The sequence below is a fragment of the Achromobacter sp. ISS7 genome, assembly GCF_056523125.1.
Window position 1 is genome coordinate 996,940 of sequence record NZ_JAWRZD010000001.1, and the last position, 20,865, is coordinate 1,017,804.

Annotated in this window: 19 protein-coding genes; 7 read left to right on the top strand and 12 right to left on the bottom strand. The window is 69.9% G+C overall.

Going from position 1 to position 20,865, the window contains the following annotated elements:
* Positions 1-194 precede the first annotated feature (194 nt).
* Positions 195-2,294 (top strand): TonB-dependent receptor, encoded by a 2,100-nt coding sequence (locus tag AC1HFW_RS04625; protein WP_061071655.1) that lies wholly within the window; start codon positions 195-197, stop codon positions 2,292-2,294.
* A gap of 51 nt (positions 2,295-2,345) precedes the next feature.
* Here AC1HFW_RS04625 and AC1HFW_RS04630 read toward each other — a convergent pair whose 3' ends face one another.
* The 4 genes from AC1HFW_RS04630 to AC1HFW_RS04645 form a co-directional block, all read right to left on the bottom strand.
* The gene (locus tag AC1HFW_RS04630; RefSeq protein WP_006394244.1) at positions 2,346-3,329 is read right to left on the bottom strand and encodes a Bug family tripartite tricarboxylate transporter substrate binding protein; all 984 of its coding nucleotides are present in this window, start codon (positions 3,327-3,329) and stop codon (positions 2,346-2,348) included.
* 159 nt (positions 3,330-3,488) lie between these two features.
* Positions 3,489-4,433: a LysR family transcriptional regulator gene (locus AC1HFW_RS04635; RefSeq protein WP_479282020.1), complete on the bottom strand. Its 945-nt coding sequence runs from the start codon at positions 4,431-4,433 to the stop codon at positions 3,489-3,491.
* A 75-nt stretch (positions 4,434-4,508) separates the two neighbouring features.
* Positions 4,509-5,660 carry a CaiB/BaiF CoA transferase family protein gene (locus tag AC1HFW_RS04640; protein WP_479282022.1) on the bottom strand — a complete coding sequence of 384 codons (1,152 nt, stop codon included), beginning with the start codon at positions 5,658-5,660 and terminating at the stop codon, positions 4,509-4,511.
* On the bottom strand, positions 5,657-6,451 hold the full coding sequence (locus tag AC1HFW_RS04645; protein ID WP_241068465.1) for an enoyl-CoA hydratase: 795 nt from the start codon (positions 6,449-6,451) through the stop codon (positions 5,657-5,659). Before AC1HFW_RS04645 ends, AC1HFW_RS04640 begins: the two co-directional genes overlap by 4 nt.
* Positions 6,452-6,679: 228 nt before the next feature.
* On the opposite strand from AC1HFW_RS04645, the gene AC1HFW_RS04650 reads away from it, so the two are divergent.
* Positions 6,680-7,537 (top strand): dienelactone hydrolase family protein, encoded by an 858-nt coding sequence (locus AC1HFW_RS04650; protein WP_479282025.1) that lies wholly within the window; start codon positions 6,680-6,682, stop codon positions 7,535-7,537.
* Positions 7,538-7,609: 72 nt separating this feature from the next.
* Here AC1HFW_RS04650 and AC1HFW_RS04655 read toward each other — a convergent pair whose 3' ends face one another.
* The 3 genes from AC1HFW_RS04655 to AC1HFW_RS04665 form a co-directional block, all read right to left on the bottom strand.
* Positions 7,610-8,290 carry a YiiX family permuted papain-like enzyme gene (locus AC1HFW_RS04655; protein WP_006394251.1) on the bottom strand — a complete coding sequence of 227 codons (681 nt, stop codon included), beginning with the start codon at positions 8,288-8,290 and terminating at the stop codon, positions 7,610-7,612.
* 110 nt (positions 8,291-8,400) lie between these two features.
* Positions 8,401-9,297, bottom strand: a complete 897-nt coding sequence (locus tag AC1HFW_RS04660) for an SDR family NAD(P)-dependent oxidoreductase (protein WP_116522403.1) — start codon at positions 9,295-9,297, stop codon at positions 8,401-8,403.
* Between the two features lie 26 nt (positions 9,298-9,323).
* Positions 9,324-10,067, bottom strand: a complete 744-nt coding sequence (locus tag AC1HFW_RS04665) for an SDR family oxidoreductase (protein ID WP_061071646.1) — start codon at positions 10,065-10,067, stop codon at positions 9,324-9,326.
* 111 nt (positions 10,068-10,178) lie between these two features.
* On the opposite strand from AC1HFW_RS04665, the gene AC1HFW_RS04670 reads away from it, so the two are divergent.
* On the top strand, positions 10,179-11,099 hold the full coding sequence (locus tag AC1HFW_RS04670; RefSeq protein ID WP_006394256.1) for a LysR family transcriptional regulator: 921 nt from the start codon (positions 10,179-10,181) through the stop codon (positions 11,097-11,099).
* On the opposite strand, the gene AC1HFW_RS04675 is transcribed toward AC1HFW_RS04670, so the two are convergent.
* A complete protein-coding gene (locus AC1HFW_RS04675; protein ID WP_006394257.1) occupies positions 11,078-12,472 on the bottom strand; it encodes a GntP family permease in 1,395 nt (464 codons plus the stop codon). The genes AC1HFW_RS04670 and AC1HFW_RS04675 overlap by 22 nt on opposite strands.
* Positions 12,473-12,593: 121 nt before the next feature.
* The gene (locus tag AC1HFW_RS04680) at positions 12,594-14,648 is read right to left on the bottom strand and encodes a TonB-dependent siderophore receptor (protein ID WP_241072892.1); all 2,055 of its coding nucleotides are present in this window, start codon (positions 14,646-14,648) and stop codon (positions 12,594-12,596) included.
* A gap of 243 nt (positions 14,649-14,891) precedes the next feature.
* On the opposite strand from AC1HFW_RS04680, the gene AC1HFW_RS04685 reads away from it, so the two are divergent.
* Positions 14,892-15,650, top strand: coding sequence for an AraC family transcriptional regulator (locus tag AC1HFW_RS04685; protein ID WP_006394259.1), 759 nt, complete (start codon positions 14,892-14,894; stop codon positions 15,648-15,650).
* Positions 15,651-15,719: 69 nt separating this feature from the next.
* On the opposite strand, the gene AC1HFW_RS04690 is transcribed toward AC1HFW_RS04685, so the two are convergent.
* From AC1HFW_RS04690 to tetR, 3 genes are read right to left on the bottom strand one after another with little or no spacing between them, the layout of a single operon-like run.
* Positions 15,720-16,529: an aminoglycoside phosphotransferase family protein gene (locus AC1HFW_RS04690; protein WP_116522407.1), complete on the bottom strand. Its 810-nt coding sequence runs from the start codon at positions 16,527-16,529 to the stop codon at positions 15,720-15,722.
* 50 nt (positions 16,530-16,579) lie between these two features.
* Positions 16,580-17,026 (bottom strand): NUDIX hydrolase, encoded by a 447-nt coding sequence (locus tag AC1HFW_RS04695; protein WP_116522408.1) that lies wholly within the window; start codon positions 17,024-17,026, stop codon positions 16,580-16,582.
* Between the two features lie 36 nt (positions 17,027-17,062).
* A complete protein-coding gene (gene tetR, locus AC1HFW_RS04700) occupies positions 17,063-17,656 on the bottom strand; it encodes a tetracycline resistance transcriptional repressor TetR (RefSeq protein WP_006394263.1) in 594 nt (197 codons plus the stop codon).
* Positions 17,657-17,735: 79 nt separating this feature from the next.
* On the opposite strand from tetR, the gene tet reads away from it, so the two are divergent.
* The 3 genes from tet (at position 17,736) to AC1HFW_RS04715 (ending at position 20,839) form a co-directional block, all read left to right on the top strand.
* Positions 17,736-18,908, top strand: a complete 1,173-nt coding sequence (tet, locus tag AC1HFW_RS04705; protein ID WP_479282031.1) for a Tet(A)/Tet(B)/Tet(C) family tetracycline efflux MFS transporter — start codon at positions 17,736-17,738, stop codon at positions 18,906-18,908.
* A gap of 110 nt (positions 18,909-19,018) precedes the next feature.
* Entirely contained in the window at positions 19,019-19,891 is an 873-nt protein-coding gene (locus tag AC1HFW_RS04710; protein ID WP_006394266.1) for a LysR family transcriptional regulator, read from the top strand.
* A 162-nt stretch (positions 19,892-20,053) separates the two neighbouring features.
* Positions 20,054-20,839 carry an aldolase gene (locus AC1HFW_RS04715; protein WP_479282033.1) on the top strand — a complete coding sequence of 262 codons (786 nt, stop codon included), beginning with the start codon at positions 20,054-20,056 and terminating at the stop codon, positions 20,837-20,839.
* The last annotated feature ends 26 nt before the right edge of the window (positions 20,840-20,865 follow it).

The window sequence follows — 20,865 nt, forward strand, 5'->3', positions numbered from 1 at the left end:
GAGTGGCATGATCGGCTCATGCGAATGGCGGGGGGCAGGACGCCCGGAACGATGAATGAGGGGCTGGCGCGCGCCCGCCGTTGTGACGTTGCAACAGCGCAGGCGGGGTCTATGTAAATGATAGGATTCTCATTTACAAATAAGTTTCATTCTCGATATTATCGCGGCTCGATAAAACTTACAGATAGCTTGCGATGCCCGTTTTCCCTGTCCCGCGCACCCTGACCCTGGGGGCCGCGCTGGCCCTGATGGCCCCCGTCGTACCCCTCCAGGCCGAGCCGGCCCACCTGCCCGCCATCAGCGTCGAAGGCGCCAACGCCGACGATCCGCGGGTGCCTGAAGTCACCACCGCCACCCGCACCCAGACCCCCGCCCGCTACGTGCCGCAGGCCATCGACACGATCAAGGTCGAGAACGTGCAGAGCTACGGCATCAGCACGCTGGGCGAGGCGCTGGCCGGCATTCCCAACGTCACCAACGCCGCGGACACGCGCTTCGATTCGCTGCGCATCCGCGGCTTCGACGCCAGCAATGACTTCTACCTGGACGGCATCCGCGACGACAGCCAGTATGTGCGCGACCTGCACAACATCGAGCGCATCGAGGTGCTCAAGGGCCCGGCCGCGGTGCTGTATGGCCGCGGCAGCCAGGGCGGCATCGTCAACCGCGTCAGCAAGGCGCCGCAGCCGGGCCGCGAATCCACGCTCGAGGCCAAGGCCGGCAGCTGGGACCTGCGCAGTTTCTACGGCGACCTGAGCGCCGACCCCGGCGAGAACGTCAGCGTGCGCCTGAACATCGGCCAGGAAGACAGCAACAGTTTCCGCCACAAGATCGGCGGCACCCGCCAGCTGGTGGCGCCGTCGCTGAACTGGCGCATCACGCCCGACCTGGACTGGCTGGTGCAGTACGAGTACAGCCGCTACGACCGCACGCCGGACCGCGGCATCCCCAGCGTCAACGGCCGGCCCGCCGACGTCGGCCGCTCGACCGTCTATGGCGACCCCGACCGCGACTACATCGACGACCGCGCGCAATCGTTCCGTTCGCGCCTGGCCTACGCGCTGGCGCCGGGCTGGCAGCTGCGCTACACGCTGGGCGTGTTCGCGCTCGACAGCAAGTTCGACAACACCTACCTGACGGGCTACAACGCCGCCACCGGCAAGGTCACGCGCACCCGCTGGCAGCAGGACCTGACCACCCGCAGCATCAGCAACAACCTGGAAGCCGAGGGCCTGTTCCACACGGGCAGCATCGAGCACCGGGTGCTGTTCGGCGTGGAAGTGGCGAACCAGGACCGCACGCCCGATCTCTACACCACGCTGGCCCGCGGGCCCGGCGCGCAGCCGGTGCCGTCGCTGGACCTGTACGACCCGGACCTGTCCCAACAGCACAACGGCGCCATGGCGCTCAACAGTTCCGCCCGCCACAAGACCCGCAGCCAGGGCTATTACGTGCAGGACCAGATCAAGCTGGACGATGCCTGGCAGGTATTGCTGGGCCTGCGCATGGACCGCTTCAGCGTCGACTCGACCAACCGCATGCTGGACCTCTCGGCCCGCCGCGACAGCCATGGCGTGAGTCCGCGCGCCGGGGTGGTGTGGACGCCGCTGCGCGACCATTCGTTCTACGCTTCGTACAGCAAGACCTTCTCGCCCACGGGCGGCGGACTCATCGGCATCACGCCGAACGCGCGCGGCAACACCAATGACGTCGATCCGGAGCAGACCCGCCAGTACGAAGTGGGCGTCAAGAGCGACTGGCTCGACGGGAACCTGAGCACCACGCTGGCGCTGTACCAGCTGGAACTCTACAACCGCCGCACCACCGACCCGGTCGATCCGACCATCGTGCTGTTGACCGGCAAGCAGCGTTCGCGCGGCATCGAGCTGACCGCCGCCGGCCGCCTGACGGGCAACTGGTACCTGCGCGGCGGCATCGGCATGCAGAACGCCTCCATCGTCGAGGACAAGAACGGCCTGGCCGGCAACCGCGTCAGCAACGTGGCGCAGCGCAACGGCAGCGTGTTCCTGACCTACAAGCCAGCCGAGGGCCTGTACGGCGAGACCGGCCTGACCTTCGTCGGCCAGCGCTACGCCGACAACGCCAACACGGCGGTGCTGCCCGGCTACGCCACCTGGGACGCGCTGGTCGGCTACCGCACCGGCCAGTGGGACTGGCGCCTGGCGGTGCGCAACATCACCGACAAGACCTACTACGCCTCGGCCACCAGCGCCGGCCAGATCCGCGTGGGTGAACCGCGCACGGTGGTGGCGACGGCGCAGTACCGGTTCTGACGGGTAGACACGATCCAGGCAGGACGGACGGGCGCTTCGGCGCCCGCTTTTCTATTGCGGCTCGATCTTCGCGTCGATCGCGCGCTGGGTCCAGATCTGGCGCTGCGACTGCGCGAAGGCCTGGTGCTCGGCCAGCGTGTTGGGGGCGACCTGCATGCCCAGCGTCTCGAACTTGGCCACGCTGTCGGGCTCGTGCAGGATGCGGGTGATCTCGCGGTTCAGGCGCTCGACCACCGGCGCCGGCGTGTCCTTGGGCGCGGCCACGCCCACCCACACCACCAGGTCGAAATTCTTGTAGCCCAGCTCGGCCAGCGTCGGCACGTCGGGGAAGTCCCTGGAACGCGCCTGGCCGGTGAAGGCGATGCCCTTGAGCTTGCCGCTGTGCATGAACGAGGTCACCACAGAGAGGTCGGCGAACAGGTAGTCGACGTGGCCGCCCAGCAGGTCGGTGACGGCGGGCGGCTGGCTCTTGTAGGGCACGGCGTTGGCGGCGGCGCCGGCGACGCTGTTGAAGGTGGCCCCGGCGATCTGGCTGGTGGGCGAGCCGTAGGCGTAGTTGAGCGGCTTGGCGCGGGTGGCCTGCACCAGCTTGGACACCGAGTCGTAGGGCGAGTCGGCGCGCACCACCAGCATCATCGGGATGGTGGCGATGCGGATGACGTGGATGAAATCGCCGGTCGGGTCGTAGGGCAGCTTGCGGAACAGGGCCGGCGTGGCCGAGTGCGTCGAGCTGCTGGTCAGGATCAGCGTATAGCCGTCGGGCGCGGCGCGCGCGGCGGTGGATGAGCCGATGGTGCCGGACGCGCCGGGCTTGTTCTCGATCACGATTGGCACGCCCAGGCGCGGGCCGAGCTTTTCCGTCAGGATGCGGGCGCTGGTGTCGGTGGCGCTGCCGGGCGAGAACGGCACCACGATGGTGATGGGCTTGCTGGGGTAGGCGTCGTCGGCCTGCGCGGCGCCGCTGGCGGCGGCCAGGGCCAGGGCGCAGGCGGCGGCGAACTGGCGCGCGCGGCTGCGTTCCGGGGATCGGGTCATGAAAGTCTCCTGTGTTTTTCTCCGGCCGCGATGGCATGTGGCGGCCGCGATTTCCGCCATGATGCGGCCGCGTGGCTTATCGCAACAAGGGACTAATTTTCATAGACCTATTCCGTATCCGGATAAGTCCCGCGCCGTGCGCATCGGCCCGGCGCGGCTTCACTGGCCGGCGGCGTCCTCGTCGTAGCGGGTGGGGTCGGGCGCGGCCTCGCGGGCGCGCAGCGTCTTTTCCAGGTCGGCCAGGAACGCGTCCGCCGCCAAAGACAGGCGCGCGCTGTGGCGCTGGATCAGCCACAGCGCGTGGCCGCGCTGGCCGGCGCCACCGATGGGCGCGGTGGTCAGGCCCAGCTGGCGCGCGAAGGCGCAGACGTAGCCCGGCACCACGGTGATGCCCAGGCCGGCGCGCACCAGGTTCAGCACCGAGGTCAGCATGCCGGCCTCGATGCCGGACTGGAATTGCAGGTCGAGTTCGCCGCTGATGCGGTCGACGGCGCGCCGCACGCTATAGACATTGCGCAGCGTGATGTGCTCGTGGCCGGCCAGGTCGGCCCAGCGCACCTGCTTGCGGCGCGCCAGCGGATGGTCGGGCGCGAAGACGGCATGCATGGTGTCGCGGTAGATCACGCGCGCGGCCAGTTCGTCGCCGTCGATGTCGGTGGAGACGATGCCGAAGTCGGCGCGGCCATGGCGCACGTGCTCGATGGTCTCGTCGGTGTTGAGCTCGAACAGGTCCAGCTTCACGCCCGGATGGCGGCGGTGGTAGCGCGCGATCACGCCGCCCAGCAGGCCCACCATCATCATCGGCGAGCAGGCCACGCCGACCACGCCGCGTTCCAGCGAGCGCAGGCCGGACATGCTGCGCTCGGCCGCGCGCACCGTGCCCAGGATCTCCAGGGCATAGGCGTAGAAGTCGGCCGCGCCCTCGCACGGCGTGACGCTGCGGGTCGAGCGCTCGAACAGCGGCTGGCCGACCTCGGCCTCGAGTTCGGCGCACAGCTTGCTGACGGCCGATTGCGTCACGAAGGCGGCGCGGGCGGCGGCGGTGAAGCTGCGCAACTCGTAGAGCGCGCAGAACACGCGCAACTGCTTCAGGGTGATGTTCATGGTCGCGACGGAAGGGGGCGGGCGTCCCGGGTGGTGCCGGGACGCGCAAGCACGCGCCCGCCGCGTCCCGGGGGATCAATCCGGATCGAGCATATCGCGATCCGCGTCCTGGCGCGGCGCCAGGCGGCGGATGGATCCCGGCGTGCGCGAGAAGCGCACCGGGATCGCGGTGGCCGTGAGCGTGCCTTCGGTGGGATGCTCGACCCGCTGAAAAAAGCCGGTGGCGGCCAGGTGCGGGTCCTCGAACAGCGCCTCGGGCGGGTTGACGCGCGAATGCGGGATGTCGGCGTCGGCCAGCAGCGCCAGCCAGTCTTCGGTGCCGCGCAGCGCGACGATGGCCGCCAGGTCGGCGTACAACGCGTCGAAGTTGCGGGCGCGGGTCTGGGCGCTGGCATAGCGCGGGTCGGCCGCCAGGTCGGCGCGTTCGGCCAGGGTGAAGAAGCGCTGCCACTGGGCATCGGTGTACGGCAGCAGCGCCAGGAAGCCGTCGCGGGTGCGGTAGGGCCGGCGCTCCGGCGACAGCACGCGGCTGTAGCCCATGCCGCCGCGCGGCGGCTCGAAGGTGCGCCCGCCCATGTGCTCGATCAGGGTAAAGGACACCAGCGTCTCGAACATGGGCACCTCGATCGCCTGCCCCTGGCCGGATTTCTCGCGCTCGTACAGCGCCATCGGGATGGCGTACGCCAGCGTCAGCCCGGCCACCTTGTCGGCCATGATGGTGTTGATATAGGCCGGCGCGCCGCTGTTGCGGCCCTGCAGGTCGGCCAGGCCGCTCATGGCCTGGATGATGTCGTCGAAGGCCGGCTGGGCGGCGTAGGGGCCGTCCTGGCCGAAGCCCACCGCCGAACAGTAGATCAGGCGCGGGTTGCGCGCCCGCAGGCTGGCGGCGTCCAGGCCGGCCCGCGCCAGCGCGCGCGGCCGCACATTGGAGATGAAGACGTCGGCGCCGTCGACCAGCCGCAGCAGCCGTTGCAGGTCGTCCGGGTCCTTGGCGTTCAGCGTGACGCTGTGCTTGTTGCGGTTCAGGTTCAGGTAGACCGCGCCCATGCCGGGCGAGGCGGCCGGCGCCGAGGCGCGGAACACGTCGCCCTCGGGCGCTTCGACCTTGATGATCTCGGCGCCCATGTCGCCCAGGATCTGGGTGGCGTAGGGGCCCATGCCGACCGAGGTCATGTCGACCACCCGCACGCCGGCCAGCGGGCCGCTGGCCGGGGCTGCCGCCGTCATTGCGCCTCCCGCGCGCGCTTGCGGGCCAGGAACGGCGCCATGTGCTGGCGCGGCTCGTCGGTGGTGAAGGCCGCGCCGAAGGCGTCGACGCTGCGGTCCAGGCCGGCCTCGACCGTCGACGTTTCCCAATAGCGCAGCAGCGCCTTCTGCGAGCGCACGGCCAGCGGTCCGCTGTGCGCGATGGGAGCGACGGTGCGCTCGACCAGCGCGTCCAGCTCGCCGGCCTCGCACAGGAACTGCAGGAAGCCCCAGCGCAGCGCCTGCTCGGCGTCGACCGTGGCGCCGGTCAGCAGCAGCCAGTTGGTGGCGCCCGGGCCGATCAGCGCCGGCAGCAGCACGGCGTGGATTACCGACGGAATGCCGACCTGCACCTCGGGCATGCCGAAGACGCCGTCGCGCGAGCCCAGGCGGATGTCGCAGGCCGCGGCCAGTTCCATGCCGGCGCCCAGGCAGAAGCCGGGCAGGCGGGCGATGGTCGGCACCGGCACCGCGCGCACCGCTTCGCACAGGTCGCGCAGGCGGGTGATGAAGGCGCGGCCGCCGTCGGGATCGAGCTCGGCCATTTCATAGATGTTGGCGCCGCCGACGAAGGCCTTGTCACCGCTGCCGCGCAGCACCAGCGCGCGGGCGTCGGCCTGCGCGGCGATCCAGCGCACCGCCTGGGTCAGGCCCAGCGTGACCGGCGAGGCCAGGATGTTCAGGCTCTTGGCGTCGTCGATCCGCAGCGTGTAGACGCCGCGCGCGTCGCGCTCGATGTGGCTGTGGGGGAAGGCGGGAATCGGGGCGCTCATGGGCTTGCTGTCTCCATTGGAATCGTGGGCGATGCCGGTCATGCTAGGCCCGGCCGTTGATCACGACAAACAAGTAATTTTCATGGAATGAGTCCAACCCGGAATAAATCGCCGCGGGCCGGGTTCGCGACGATGGCGGGGCGGGCGCGCTCGGAGTATCTTGCGCTCACCCGGGCGGCGAGCCTATTCCTGACGAGGGGCGACATGGGTGTTCTGGCAAGAGTCGTGATGATCGGCGGTATCGGCTTGCTGACGGCGTGCGCCGCCCCGCCGCCCAAGCTGGCCGCCAACGAGAGCGTGCAGAAGGTGCCGGTGCGGGTGGCGCTGGAGAACGGCGGCAGCGCCGCGGGCGAACTGGTGGTGACCGTCTTCACCCCGGCCGGTGAGGGGCGCCATCCGCTGATCCTGATCAATCACGGCCGGGCCGGCGACGCGGCTGGCCGCGCCAAGCTGGGACGCGCGCGCTACACGGCGGCGTCCAGGTTCTTCACCGATGCCGGTTTCGTGGTCGCGGTGCCGGTGCGGCTGGGCTACGGCGTCACGGGCGGTCCCGACCTGGAGCGCAGCGGTCCCTGTCATGATCGCCGCTTCACGCCCATGTTCGACCGCGCCGCCAGCCAGATCGACCAGGTGCTGCGGGTGATGGCGCAGCGCCCGGATGTGGATCCGGGCAGGGTGGTGGTCTTGGGGCAGTCGGTGGGCGGCGGGTCCACCGTGGCCCTGGCGGCGCAGAACCCGCGGGGGGTGAAGGCCGCCATCAACTTCGCCGGAGGCTCCGGCGGCGATCCGGTGCGCTCGCCCGGCAAGTCGTGCCGGCCCGACCAGATCGAAGCCAGCTACGCGGGCTATGGCCGGACGACGCGCCTGCCGATGCTGTGGATCTACACCGAGAACGACCTGTACTGGGGGCCGGACTGGCCCAGGCGCTGGGCAGATTCCTACAACCAGGCCGGCGGCCACGCCACCTTCGTGCCGATGGGACCGGACGGCGAGAACGGCCACAGCCTGTTCACCCATTCACCGCGAAAGTGGGAGCCGGTGGTGGCGAAATTCCTGCGCGAGCAGGGCTTCGACATGCCGCAATAGGCGCGGGCCGGGCGGCCGGTGGCGCTGCCGATGGCGTGACCGATTGCGTGACCGGTCACGCCAGCCGCCGCGTTACCGGTCCGGCACCGTGGCCAACAGCGGCGAGGAGAACATCGCAGCGGGCGAGATGATCGGTTCATCCCAGGGGATGTCCTTGCCGTAGCGTTCCTGCATCTTGGCGCGCACGTCGGGCGAATTCAGGTCGAACTGCTTCAGGGGTTGCAGCGCGCCGATCTGCAGGCCCAGCGTGCGCTGGTAGATTTTCCAGACCAGCTCGGAGCAGTAGATCCGCTCGTCCGACCAGCCGAAGGCCGCGTCGTAGGGCTTGCCCAGATAGCGCGCGCCGGTGCTGGCCAGCTGTTCGCGCGTCTCGGGCGTCAGGCGCGACGCGTCGCGCAGGCGCTTGACGACGTATTTTCCGTTTTCGCCCTGCGCCGCCCATTTGGCCAGCGGCGTGTAGCTGACCGTGGCGGCCGCTTCCAGCACGTAGGGCGCGCCCTGGCGTATCACGACCATGCCCATGTGGCTGTAGGGCGAGTGCGTGGCCTGCTGGATCGCCAGGCTCTGCGCGGAGCGGGATTGCTGGAAGATCAGGTCGCCGGTCTGCACGTCCGGGGCGGCCCGGGCGGCCCAGGGGCCGGCGCAAAGCGCGACCGCGGCAAGGGCGCGGGCCCAGGCACGGGTCTGTTTCTGTTGTCCGTCGCGCGCGGCGCGGCGGTCGGGTTGCAAGGCGGAGGGCTGCGGTGCCGGCATGGCGGTTTCCCCATGAAGAGCCACTCGCCGCGCGTCGTCGATGACGCGCGGCGGATGCCGGATTCTACCGTTCCCGCCCGTGTTGCCGTCTGGCGGGGACGCCGCCTTTTTCAGGCGCGCGGCGCCGACGGATGCAGCAGGTCGGCAATGCCGATGCGCTCGGCGAACGCGATCCGCAGTTCCTCGGCCAGCGCCAGCACTTGCTCGGCGCCATCGCCGACGAAGTCGACCACCGAGCGCGCCGGCCGGCTGCCCGCCGGCAGGCCGACGATGCGCGTGATCTCGTCGGCCACTGCCTGCGGCGTGGCTTCGTCGGGCGTGAGCGCGCTCAGGCGCGCGCCGACCTGGTCCATCACGCCGTCGTAGCGCGCATAGGCCGCCACACGCGCCTGGTCGCTGGGCTTGCCGGCGCTGGGGAAGTGCTCGGTGCCGCGGGTGAAGGCGCCCGGCACCACGATCGAGGTCTCGATGCCGAAGCGCGCCAGTTCGTACGACAGGCTCACCGCCAGCGAATCCATCGCCGCCTTGGCCGCGCCGTACGGCCCCATGAACGGCGGAAAGCCGCCCTTGGTGGTGGTGCTGCTGATCCACAGCATCAGGCCCGACTGCTGCTGGCGCAGCTGCGGCAGGGCGGCGCGGTTGACGCGCTGGGCGCCGTAGAAGTTGGTATCGAAGGCGTGCTGCATGTCTTCGGCGGTGAACGCCTCGGTCGGGCCGATCACCAGGTGGCCGGCGTTCTGCATGACCACGTCGAGCCGGCCCTGTTCGCGCACGATGGCGGCGACGGCGGCGTCGGCCGACGCCTGCGACAGCACGTCCAGTTCCAGCGGGTGCAGGTCGGCCTTGTGGGCCGCGGCCCAGTCGCGCATGGCTTGCGCGCGGCCAGCGTTGCGGCCGGCGATATCGCGCATGGTGGCGTAGACGGTGTGGCCGGCGCGGGCCAGGGTTTCGGCGGACAGCTTGCCGATGCCGCTGCCGGCGCCGGTGATGAGGATGACGGATGCCATGGAAGTCTCCGGAAACGGGTCGTGGTTCAGGCCAGGCCGCCGTTGGCGCGCAGCACCTGGCCATTGATCCAGCCGCCGTCGGCGCTGGCCAGGAACGACACCACGCCGGCGATGTCCTCGGGCTGGCCCAGGCGTTCCAGCGGCGGCATCTTGGCGAAGTGCTCGATCAGCTCGGCGCTCTTGCCCTGCTTGAACAGTTCGGTGGCGACGGGGCCGGGCGCCACGGCGTTGACCGTGATGCGGCGGCCGCGCAGTTCCTTGGCGAACACGCGGGTGAAGCTTTCCACCGCGGCCTTGCTGGCGATGTAGATGCCGTAGGTGGGCATGTTCAGCGCCAGCGTGGTGCTGGAGACGTTGACGATGCTGCCGCCGTCGGCCAGCCGCGTGCCGGCCTCGCGCAAGGTGTTGAAGGTGCCGCGGGTGTTGATGTCGAACGTCTGGTCGTAGAGCTCGTCGCTGGCCTCGGCCAGCGTCTGCAGCTTGAGCACGCCGGCGCTGTTGACCAGCACGTCGATGCGGCCCAGGCCGGCTTCGACCTGGTCGAACATGGCGCGCACTTCGGCGGCCTTGGAGACGTCGGCGCGCACCGCCAGCGCCCGGCCGCCGGCCGCGCGGATCTCGCCGGCCAGGGCGTCGGCCTCGGTGGCGCTGGAGGCGTAGTTGATGGCGACGGCGAAGCCGTCGGCGGCCAGGCGGCGGACGATGGCGGCGCCGATGCCGCGCGAGGCGCCGGTGACCAGGGCAACGCGTTGGGAAGCTTGGGAAGTCATGGTTTCTCCTTCGGGTGAGTGGGTGAGACGAATCATGGACTATTCCAAGTGGAAGATAATTACCTTGGTTTTGCTATCATAATTTCATTTGCATTAATAATAAGGACCGGCATGGATCGCTTCCAGGAAATGCAGGTGTTCGTCCGCATCGCCGAACGGCGCAGTTTCTCCAAGGCCTCCGAAGACCTGCAGATTCCCCGCGCCACCGTCACCAACCTGATCAAGCGCATGGAAAAGCGGCTGGGCGCGCGCTTGCTGGAACGCACCACCCGGCAGGTGCGGCTGACCCATGACGGCGAGGCCTACTACCGGCGCTGCGTGCGCCTGCTGGCCGACCTGGAGGAAGCGGACGGCGCGTTCCTGAACACCGCGCCCAAGGGGTTGCTGCGGGTCAACCTGCAAGGCACGCTGGCGCGGGTATTCGTGATGCCGGGCCTGCCGGCCTTTCTGGAACGCTATCCGGACATCGTGCTGCACCTGGGCGAGGACGACCGCCTGATCGACCTGGTGCGCGAGGGCGTGGACTGCGTGCTGCGCGCCGGCACGCTGCAGGATTCGTCGCTGGTGGGGCGGCAGATCGCCCTGATGCCGCAGGTCACCGTGGCCAGCCCGGCCTATCTGGCGCGCTACGGCGAGCCGGCCACGCTGGACGACCTGGAAGGTCACCGGGCGGTGGACTACATCTCGTCATCGACCGGCCGCAGCCTGCCGCTGGACTTCATGGTGGACGGCCGCAACGTGTTGGCGCGGCCCGGTTCGGTGATCAGCGTCAATGGCGCCGAACTCTACGCCAGCGCGGCGCTGGCCGGCCTGGGGCTGGCGCAGGTGCCGCGCTACCGGGTCGCCGACGAACTGGCGTCGGGCCGCCTGAGGGTGGTGCTGCCCGACGCGCCGCCGGCGCCGATGCCGGTGTCGGTGCTGTACCCGCAGAACCGCCAAGTGTCGGCGCGGGTGCGGGTGTTCAGCCAGTGGCTGGCCGAGATCTTCGGCCAGGCCTTCGGTCCGGCCGGTCAGACGATGCCGGTCAGGTAGTAGACGGCGATCACCAGGAACACCGACAGCGTCGAGATCAGCGTGATGGCGAAGATGTCGCCGTATGACTGGCGGTGGGTCAGGCCGGTGACGGCCAGCAGCGTGATGACGGCGCCGTTGTGGGGCAGCGTGTCCATGCCGCCGCTGGCCATGGCGGCGATCCGGTGCAGCACTTCCATGGGAATGCCGGCCGCCTGGGCGCCGTCGATGAAGGTCTGCGCCATGGCCGCCAGCGCGATGCTCATGCCGCCCGAGGCCGAGCCGGTGATGCCGGCCAGCGACGTCACCGCCACCGCCTCGCCCACCAGCGGATCGGGAATCGCCTTGAGCGCGCTGGCCACCATCAGGAAGCCGGGCAGCGCCGCGATCACGCCGCCGAAGCCGTATTCGGCCGCGGTATTCATGGAGGCCAGCAGCGCGCCCGAGACCGCGCTCTTGCTGCCCTCGGCAAAGTGGGCCTTGATGTGCGAGAACGAGAACAGCAGGATGGTGACGATGCCCGCGATCAGCGCGCCCATCACCGCCCATAGCGCCACCTGATCCTGGGCGTTGACCGGCATGGGCTGCGGCAGGCCGGGCAGGTCGACCTGCGAGCCGGCCGGGTACCAGCCGGGAATCCAGCGCGTCAGCAGGTAGTTGGCCACGCCCACCACCACCAGCGGCAGCAGCGCGATCAGCGGGTGATGCTCGCGTCCGCCGGCCGGCGTGTCCGGCTCGTTGCGCAGCTCGGTGCCGTAGCCTTCGCCCGCCAGCGCGGCGCGCTTGCGGCGCCATTCCAGGTAGGCCACCCCGACCGTCAGCGTGAAGGCCGCGCCGATCAGCCCCAGCCAGGGCGCGGCCCAGGTGGTGGTCTCGAAGAAGGTGGTGGGGATGATGTTCTGGATCTGCGGCGTGCCCGGTAGCGCCGTCATGGTGAAGGTGAACGCGCCCAGCGCGATGGCGCCCGGCATCAGCCGCTTCGGGATGCCGCCCTGGCGGAACATCTCGGCCGCGAACGGATAGACCGCGAACACCACCACGAACAGCGACACGCCGCCGTAGGTCAGGACCGCGCACACCAGCACGATGGCCACGATGGCGCGCTCGGCGCCGATCAGCCGCAGCACCGCGCGCACGATGGCGCGCGAGAAACCCGACAGTTCGATCAGCTTGCCGAACACCGCGCCCAGCAGGAACACGGGGAAGTAGAGCTTGGCGAAGCCCGCCATGCGCTCCATGAAGATGCCCGAGAACACCGGCGCCAGCGCCGACGGGTCGGTCAGCAGCACCGCGCCCATGGCCGCGATGGGCGCGCACAGGATGACGCTGTAGCCTCGATACGCCGCCAGCATCAGGAATGCCAGCGCCGCCACCACGATAATCAATCCGGTCATTCATTACTCCAGGAATGAAGGGTTAAGGGGTGTGGGGCTACACCTTAACCGATCCATCCTGGCGTCCGTTTGACATGGCGGGCCCGCCCGGCCCGTTGTCGGACCGGGGGAGGGCGCGGGCTCAGTACGTGGCGCGCAGGGTCAGCATCACGTTGCGCGGCTCGCCGTAGATGCCGTAGAAGTTGGACGGCACGCGGGCGTAGTAGTGGCGGTCGAAGACGTTGTTCAGCGTCAGCGAGGCGTCCAGGTTGCGGTTCACCTTGTAGCCGATCTGCGCGTCGACCACCGCGTAGCCGCCTTGCCACGAGACGTTGTTGCGGCTGGTGCGGCTTTGCGTGCGCACGCCGCCGCCGACGCGCCAGCCCGGCAGCACGTCGGGCGTGAAGCGGTAGGTGGTCCAGACCTTGAACAGGTGCTTGGGCGTTTCCGGATTGACGATCTGGCCTTCCTGCGTCGGGTCGGACAGGTAGCGGGTCTGCAGGTAGGTGTAGCCGGCGTACACGTCCCAGTTGGGCAGCAGGCGGCCGGTGATCTCGGCCTCGACGCCCTGGCTCTGGGCCTCGCCCTGCGCCAGGTAGCGGCCCGGGTTGGCGTCGTCGGGCACCGCGCGGTCCTTGTCGCGGATGCGGAACAGCGCCAGCGAGGCGTTGGCCGCGCCGTCCAGGAACTGGCCCTTCAGGCCGATCTCGTACTGCTTGCCGGTGCGCGGCTTGAGCGGCTTGCCATCGGCCGTCATCTGCCAGGCCTCCGAGAAGGCGTAGATGTCCGAATAGCTGGCGTAGGCCGACAGCCACGAGTTCAACTGCGCCACCGCGCCGTAGTAGGGCACGAACTTGCGCACCTCGGGGTCGCGCCGCGTGTCGCCGGCGACCGGCAGGGTGTCCTGGGTCGAGGTGCGATACCAGCTCTGGCGTCCGCCCACGATCAGCGTCAGCGGGTCGGCCACGTTGAAGCTCAGCTGGCCGTACACGCCCATCTGGCTCGTCCTGGAGTCGGTGCCCGAGGTGTAGGGCAGGTCCTGATTGGGCACGTCGATGTCGTAGATCGACACGTTGCTGAGATTGGCGCCGCCCGAGCGGCTGTCCTGGCTGCGTTCGGCGTAGTTGGCGCCGATCATGGCCTGGTGGGTGCGGCCCAGCAGGCTGAAGGGGCCCGAGGCATGGGTATCGAAGCCCATCCAGCGGATCTGGTCCTTCTGCACCTGCAGGCGGTAGCCGGCGCGGTCGTTGACGGGATTGACCGGGCCGTTGACGTAGCCGTAGCGGCTGTCCATGTCGGTCGAGCGGTAGTTCATCGATACCTGGCCGGTCCAGCCGTTGGCGAAGCGGTGGCTCAGTTCCGAATAGATTTCGGACATGGTGGTGTCGCCACGCGACCAGTCGGTGCCGTAGAAGCCCTTGCGCGGCGAGTCGATGATGTGGCCGTTCGAGTAGATCGACAGGCCGTAGTCGAACGGCGCCTCGCGCTGGCGCTGGTAGGCCGCCGACAGCGTCAGCGTGGTGTTGGCGCTCAGGTCGAATTCGAGCGAGCCGTAGGCCAGGCCCTGGCGGTTGTGGGCCTTGTCGAAGAAGAAATCGCGGTCCTGGCCGGCGAAACCGGCGCGGGCGCGCACCCGGCCGTCGGCCGTGATCGGGCCGGTCGCGTCCAGCTCGGTGCGGTAGTTGTTCCACGAGCCGGCCATCACCGCGCCGGTCAGGCTGAAGGTGTCCAGCGGCCGCTTGCGCACCAGGTTGACGGTGCCGGCCGGGCTGCCGAAGCCCTGCAGCAGGCCGGCCGGGCCGCGCAGGACCTCGACGCGGTCGTACAGCGCCAGGTCGAACTGGGGCAGGTACTGCAACGCGCCGTTGGCCGGCACGCCGTCGAATTGCACGTCGGTCTCGTAGCCGCGCGCGGTGAAGTAGGCGGTGCCGTCGCCATAGGTCATGGCGCTGACGCCGGTGGTTTCGCGCAGCGCATCCTCCACCGAGACCATGTTCTGGTCGTCCATGCGCTGGCGCGTCACCACCGACACCGAGTTGGGGATGTCGCGCACGTTGGCGCCGGTCTTGCCGACGGTGACGGTATTGGCGGTGTACGACTGCGAGCCCTCGGTCTGGCCGGGGTCGGACAGCTTTTCGGCGGCGCCCGTCACGCGCACGGGGCTCAGTTGCGGCACCTCGTCGGCCGCGCGGGCCAAGGCGGGAACGCCGGCCTGGGCCAGCAGGGCGGCGGCAAGGGTCAGGCGGAAGACGGGAAGACGGCGTGGGGCAAATGCGACAGGGGGGAGTGCGGCGGGAGTCATTTTCTTTTGAAAACAATGGGAATCATTTGCATTAATGATAAAAAGCTAGTTCCCTTTTTGTTGGACAGAAAATGTCGAAAACCGGACATAACTGGCAGGATCGCGCGCCGATCGGCTCTGGCTATCGAGATCCCGCCAATGCGTGAGTTCCCCGCCGAGGCGCCGCCGGTGGTGGCGCGCTCGTTCCACTACGAAGACGGCCAGCGCCAGGAGGCGCATTCGCACGAGCGCATCCAGCTGATGTATTCGCCCACCGGCATCATGCGCGTCATGACCGAGGACGGCGCCTGGCTGCTGGCGCCGATGCGCGCGCTGTGGATTCCGCCCGGCGTGGCGCACGAGGTGCGCATGGTCGGCCAGGTCACGATGCGCTCGGCCTTCATCGCGCCCGACGCCACGCCCTGGCTGTGGAAGGATACCTGCGCGCTGGACGTGGCGCCGCTGATGCGCGAGCTGATCCTGGCGCTGAACCAGCCGGTGGCGCGGCACGGGCCGGTGCAGCGGCTGAGCGCCGAGCTGTTGCTGAACCTGCTGGCCGGCACCGAGCGGCAGCACCGCCAATTGCCGCTGCCGTTCGACCGGCGCCTGCGCAAGGTCTGCGCCGCGGTGCTGCAATCGCCCGGCAACGACGACACGCTGGAGCAATGGGGCGAGCGCATGGGCGCCAGCGCGCGCACCCTGGCGCGGCGCATGAAGGACGAGACCGGCATGAGCTTTCACAACTGGCGCCTGCAGGTGCGGATCGACGAAGGCATCTGCCGGCTGCTGCAGGGGCAGTCGGTGGTGAGCGTGGCGCGGGCGCTGGGGTATGCCAGCGCCAGCGCCTTCGTCTACATGTTCCGCAATGTGATGGGGGTGTCGCCGACGCGGTATCTGGAGCAGATCGCGCCGGGATGATTGGCGGCGCGCCGGACAAGCCGCGTCGGGAGGCGCGGGCGGGGCGGGCGGCGCGCGCATCCGGCCGCGCTAGCCGTCGAGCAGCGCCAGCGCCTGGCGCGCGATCTCCAGGTCGATGGCGGCGTCGTCGCCGTCGCCCATGAACCACGCCGCCGACAGCCCGCACCACGCCACCACCCATTGCAGCAGGCGGCGCCGGTCCAGTCCCGATTCCTCCAGCACGATCGCCAGCCGGCGTTCGAAACGGCCTGGCACGATGGCCACCGGCGGTTCCGGGTCGGCGAGGTCGGGGTTGCAGAAGATGTTGGCGTAGTCGAAGGCGCGTTCGCCGTGGAGCCGCTTGGGGTCGATCACCAGCCAGCCGCGCTCGCCGAAGTCGAGGATGTTGTCGTGGTGCACGTCGCCGTGCAGCACCACCGGGTCGCGCGGATCATCCAGCAGCGCACGGGCATGGCGCGCGCTGTGTTCCAGGATGCCCCCGCGGGCCCGCGCCATCGGCCACAGTTCGACGAACCATTCTTCCAGCGGCCGCAGCGGCGGCAGCGGCCTGGCGCGCGGCGCGTGCAGTTCGCGCAGCACGCCGCACAGAATGCGGGTGGCCTCGTCGTCGCGGCCGTTGCGGGCGTATTCGGCCAGCGAGCGCGTGCCGGTGGCGCGTTCCAGCAGGATGGCGTCGCCCTCGTGCGCCAGCACCCGCGCGGCGCCGTGGCCGTCCCACCAGGTCATCAGCACGCCGCCCTGGCGCTCGTCTTCCTCGACCGCGACCTTCAGCATCGCCGGCATGCCGGCCTGCCGCACCGGCAGCAGCCGGGCGGCATGGGTCGTGATGGGCGCGCCGTCGGGCACGAGGTTCCAGCGGGACAGGTAGGGATCGAACATGGCACGGACGCGGAGGGCGCCGGATCGCCGGCAAGGGAACGGCTACGGTATCAGAGAATGCCGGCCTCGGCGGCCAGCGCCGCCGCCTTGCGCGCCACCGCCGCCACGCCGAAGCTGGTGGCCAGGGCCTGGCCGTCCAGCTCGGCCAGCGGCACCCAGCGGGCGTCCAGCGCGTCATCGCCGGCCACCGGCTCGCCGGCCTGCCAGCGGCACAGCACGGCGATCAGGATGTAGTGCCGGCGCAGCGCGCCGGCCTCGTCGTGGTCGAACACGTCGACCGCATCGAACACTTGCAGCGGCTGCGCGCGCACGGCGCATTCCTCGAACAGTTCACGCGCGGCGGCGTCCTCGATGCGTTCGCCGGCCTCGATCTTGCCGCCGGGAAAGGCCCAGCGGCCCTGGTCGGGCGGGTTGGCGCGCCGCACCAGCAGCACGTGGCCGTCGCGCACCACGGCGGCGATGGTGGCGGGAATGGGGCGCGAAGGTGGGGTGGTCATGTCGGGCTGTCCTTGGGAAGCGTGGGCCGCTGGCGTTCAGCCGGGCACCAGGCCATTGAGCATCATCGCCAACCCATATTCAAAGGTGGCGTCCGGTCCCTGCTTGTCCAGCGCTTTCATGGCGCGGGCCAGGGCGGGCGGCGGCGCGGGCGGGGCGGCGCGTTCGGGGGCGGCGGCTGCGGCGGCCTGCTGTTCCATGACGGAGCCGACCACGTAGTGGCCGATGGCCACGAGCGCGTTGGCCGCCTGCGTCGGGGTGAAGCCGGCGTCGCAGAGCAGTTTCAACTGCGCCTGGACTCGATCGTACTGGGGTTCGGCGGGGCGGGTGCCGGCGTGGATGCGGGCGCCGTCGCGGTAGGCCAGCAGGGAACGGCGGAAGCTGCGCGCGTTGGCGTACAGGAAATCCTTCCAGGGCGCGCCGGGCGGCGGCATCGAATGGGTGTGGTTGCGCGCCATGGCGTCGGCCAGCGCGTCCAGCAGCGCCTGCTTGTTCTTGAAGTGCCAGTACAGCGCCGGCTGCTGCACGCCCAGGCGTTCGGCCAGCTTGCGGGTGGTCAGCCCGTCCACGCCCACTTCATTGAGCAGTTCGAGCGCGCTGGCGATCACGGCGTCGCGTTGCAGTTTGGCCATGGGAGTTCCGGTTCGACTTGATAATTTATCGGCGATCAATTTATCATGCAAAAACTTATCGTTGATAAATTATGCCTTCATGCCAGATCGCGCCATCGCCGTGCTGCTCTTCATCGTCACCCTGGACGCCGCCGGGATCGGGCTCATCATGCCGGTGCTGCCGGGCCTGCTCGACCAGTTGAGCGACCCGGCCTCGACCCCCACCCACTACGGCCTGCTGCTGTCGCTGTACGCGCTGGCGCAATGCCTGGCCGGACCCGTGCTGGGGGCGCTGTCCGACCGCTACGGGCGGCGGCCGGTGCTGCTGGCATCACTGGCGGGCGCCGCCGTCGACTATGTGGCGATGGCGGCCGCGCCGGCGCTGTGGGTGCTATATCCGGGCCGCATCCTGGCGGGTATCACGGGGGCCACCGGCGCGGTGGCCGCGGCCAGCATTGCCGATGCCGGCGACCCGGAGCGGCGCGCCCGGCGCTTCGGCCTGCTGTCGGCCTGTTTCGGCCTGGGCATGATCGTCGGCCCGGCACTGGGCGGGCTGGCGGGGCTGGCCGGCGCGCGCATGCCGTTCGTGGCGGCGGCGGTGGCCAATGGCGTGGCCTGCCTGACGGCGCTGGCGTGGCTGCCGGAGTCGCGCCGCGGCGCGCGGCCGCCCTGGTCGTGGCGCGCGCTCAATCCGTTGTCGGGGTTGCGCCAGGCGCTGGGCGGCAAGGGCCTGGGCGCATTGCTGTGGGTGTTCCTGGTGATGCAGATGGCGGGGCAGGTGCCGGGGGCGCTGTGGGTGTTGTACGGCCAGGACCGCTTCCAGTGGGACGCGGCGGCCGTGGGCCTGTCGCTGGCGGGCTTCGGCGCCTTGCACGCGTTGGCGCAAGCGACGCTGCCGGGTCCGCTCAGCGCGCGGCTGGGCGAGCGCGGCGCCCTGGCGGTGGGCATGGTGGCGGATGTGTTGGGCTATGTACTGCTGGCCTGCGCCACGCGCAGCTGGATGGTGGCGCCGCTGATGCTGCTGCTGGCGGCCGGCGGCGTCGGCGCCCCGGCATTGCAGGCGCTGCTGTCGGCGCGCGCCGGCGCGGACGGCCAGGGACGGTTGCAGGGCGCCATGAACAGCCTGGCCAGCGCCGCCGCCATCGCCGGGCCGCTGGCGTTCACCGCGCTGTACGCGGCCAGCCTGGGCGGCTGGACCGGCTGGCCGTGGGTGGCAGGCGCGGCGCTGTACCTGCTGTGCGCGCCGGCGCTGGTCGGGCTGAACAGGTCCTAGCGCAAATCCCGGTAGTGGCGGGGCGGCCCTTGATGCACACTGTCCCTGCCGCGCCGACTCGAGCGCGATGGATAACGACCGGGCCCGCGCGGGCCCGCTGGGGAAGCAGCATGGACACGCCCGACCGGCAATTGCGCTATTTCGTGCGCATCGCCGAATTGAAGTCGCTCTCGCGCGCCGCCGAGGACCTGGACCAGACCCAGTCCGGCCTGAGCCGCCAGCTGGCGGCGCTGGAGGCCCACGTGGGCAAGCCGCTGTTCGTGCGCACCGGGCGCGGAGTCGAGCTGACCGAGGCGGGCACGCGGTTGCTGGAAGGCATCCAGCCGGCCTACCGCGGCATCGACCAGGCGCTGGAGGCGGTGCGCCAGCGCGAGGGCGTGACGCAGGGGTCGGTGCGGCTGGCCACCGTCCACACGCTCAGCTACTACTTCATGGCCGACGTGGTGGCGCAGTTCGTCAGCAGCCGCGAGCACGTCAACCTGTCGGTCATGGGCCGCAGTTCGCCGGAGGTGGTGGCGCTGGTGGAAAGCGGCAAGGCCGACATCGGCTTCGTCTACGACGCGGCGGTGGCCTCCGACGCGCTGGCGTCGACGCCGCTGTTCGATGACGACATGTGCCTGATCGTGCGCCACGGGGTCGACGTCGACGATGGCGCCGACCTGGGCGCGATGGCGTTGCGGCTGGTGGGCTTTCCCTCGCACTACGCGTTGCGCAAGATGATCCACAGCGCCGGCCTGCAGCCCGAGTTCGTGGCCGAGGCCGAGACCATCGACGCCATGCTCAAGCTGGTGTCCTCGGGCGTGGGCGCCTGTATCCTGCCGTCGCGCATTCCGGAAAAGCTGCTGACCGACTACGGCCTGCGCAAGGTCGCCATCGGCAGCCCGGTGCTGCGGCGGCGCGTGGTCGCCATCACCCTGGCGCAGCGCCAGCCGCTGCCGCTGGTGGGCGAGCTGCTGGCTTGCGCGCGGCGCATCGCCGGCTGAGTCCTCGTTTACCCGCGGGGCACGCCCGTTCTCCCTGGGCGCGGCGGTGTCGAATAGCTGCTATGAGCCCGGCTGCATGGCTCGACGCGGCCTGGCTTTCCATACTGTTTCCGATGGCGCGCCGCTGGCCGCGCGCCGATACCGGAAACAGGAGACCGCCGCATGGACAACACCTTGCGCGAAAAAGCGTATTTCGACACCCGCGCCACCCAGGAGATGGCGCAGCACCTGCGCGCGGTGCCGCGCAGCATCCAGGAGACCATGGCCTATGCCTGTCGCATCCTGGCGATGACCGAGCAGGAAGCCGGCCTGGCAGGCCAGATCAGCGTGCGGTCCGAACGGCCCGGCGCCTACTGGACGCTGCGCTTCGGCCTGGGCTTCGACGAAGCCACGCCGGACGATTTCATCGAGGTCGACCGCGACCTGCACACGCTCACGGGCCAGGGCATGCCCAACCCGGCGACGCGCTTTCACCTGTGGGTCTACGAGGCGCGGCCGGACGTGCAGTCCATCATCCACACCCATTCGCCGTGGGCCTCGGCGCTGGCGGCGGCGCGCCAACCGCTGGTGATCGCGCAGATGGACATGACGCCGCTGCATGACGATTGCGCCTTCCTGGGCGAATGGCCCGGGGTGCCGATCGCCGACCAGGAGGGCGTCATCATCTCGGGCGCGCTGGGCGCCAAGCGCGCTATCATCCTGGCGCACCACGGCTACCTGACGGCCGGCGCCAGCTGCGAGGAAGCGACCTACCTGTCGGTCTACCTGGAACGCGCGGCCCGCATGCAGATCCGCGCGCAGGCCTTCGGCCCGCTGACGCCAGTGGACGACGCGCTGGCGCGCGAGGCGCACGACTACCTGCTCAAGCCGTCGATCGTGCGCGCCACCTTCGACTACTGGTGCCGCCAGACCCACGGCATCGCGCCGCTGCCGCGGCCGGCCCGCTGATACCAAGCTGTACCCATAACGATACT

Bases quoted from the DNA above. Each gene is read 5' to 3' on its own strand.
- AC1HFW_RS04625 (WP_061071655.1), top strand. From the start codon at position 195: ATGCCCGTTTTCCCTGTCCCGCGCACCCTGACCCTGGGGGCCGCGCTG.
- AC1HFW_RS04630 (WP_006394244.1), bottom strand. From the start codon at position 3,329: ATGACCCGATCCCCGGAACGCAGCCGCGCGCGCCAGTTCGCCGCCGCC.
- AC1HFW_RS04635 (WP_479282020.1), bottom strand. From the start codon at position 4,433: ATGAACATCACCCTGAAGCAGTTGCGCGTGTTCTGCGCGCTCTACGAG.
- AC1HFW_RS04640 (WP_479282022.1), bottom strand. From the start codon at position 5,660: ATGACGGCGGCAGCCCCGGCCAGCGGCCCGCTGGCCGGCGTGCGGGTG.
- AC1HFW_RS04645 (WP_241068465.1), bottom strand. From the start codon at position 6,451: ATGAGCGCCCCGATTCCCGCCTTCCCCCACAGCCACATCGAGCGCGAC.
- AC1HFW_RS04650 (WP_479282025.1), top strand. From the start codon at position 6,680: ATGATCGGCGGTATCGGCTTGCTGACGGCGTGCGCCGCCCCGCCGCCC.
- AC1HFW_RS04655 (WP_006394251.1), bottom strand. From the start codon at position 8,290: ATGCCGGCACCGCAGCCCTCCGCCTTGCAACCCGACCGCCGCGCCGCG.
- AC1HFW_RS04660 (WP_116522403.1), bottom strand. From the start codon at position 9,297: ATGGCATCCGTCATCCTCATCACCGGCGCCGGCAGCGGCATCGGCAAG.
- AC1HFW_RS04665 (WP_061071646.1), bottom strand. From the start codon at position 10,067: ATGACTTCCCAAGCTTCCCAACGCGTTGCCCTGGTCACCGGCGCCTCG.
- AC1HFW_RS04670 (WP_006394256.1), top strand. From the start codon at position 10,179: ATGGATCGCTTCCAGGAAATGCAGGTGTTCGTCCGCATCGCCGAACGG.
- AC1HFW_RS04675 (WP_006394257.1), bottom strand. From the start codon at position 12,472: ATGACCGGATTGATTATCGTGGTGGCGGCGCTGGCATTCCTGATGCTG.
- AC1HFW_RS04685 (WP_006394259.1), top strand. From the start codon at position 14,892: ATGCGTGAGTTCCCCGCCGAGGCGCCGCCGGTGGTGGCGCGCTCGTTC.
- AC1HFW_RS04690 (WP_116522407.1), bottom strand. From the start codon at position 16,529: ATGTTCGATCCCTACCTGTCCCGCTGGAACCTCGTGCCCGACGGCGCG.
- AC1HFW_RS04695 (WP_116522408.1), bottom strand. From the start codon at position 17,026: ATGACCACCCCACCTTCGCGCCCCATTCCCGCCACCATCGCCGCCGTG.
- tetR (WP_006394263.1), bottom strand. From the start codon at position 17,656: ATGGCCAAACTGCAACGCGACGCCGTGATCGCCAGCGCGCTCGAACTG.
- tet (WP_479282031.1), top strand. From the start codon at position 17,736: ATGCCAGATCGCGCCATCGCCGTGCTGCTCTTCATCGTCACCCTGGAC.
- AC1HFW_RS04710 (WP_006394266.1), top strand. From the start codon at position 19,019: ATGGACACGCCCGACCGGCAATTGCGCTATTTCGTGCGCATCGCCGAA.
- AC1HFW_RS04715 (WP_479282033.1), top strand. From the start codon at position 20,054: ATGGACAACACCTTGCGCGAAAAAGCGTATTTCGACACCCGCGCCACC.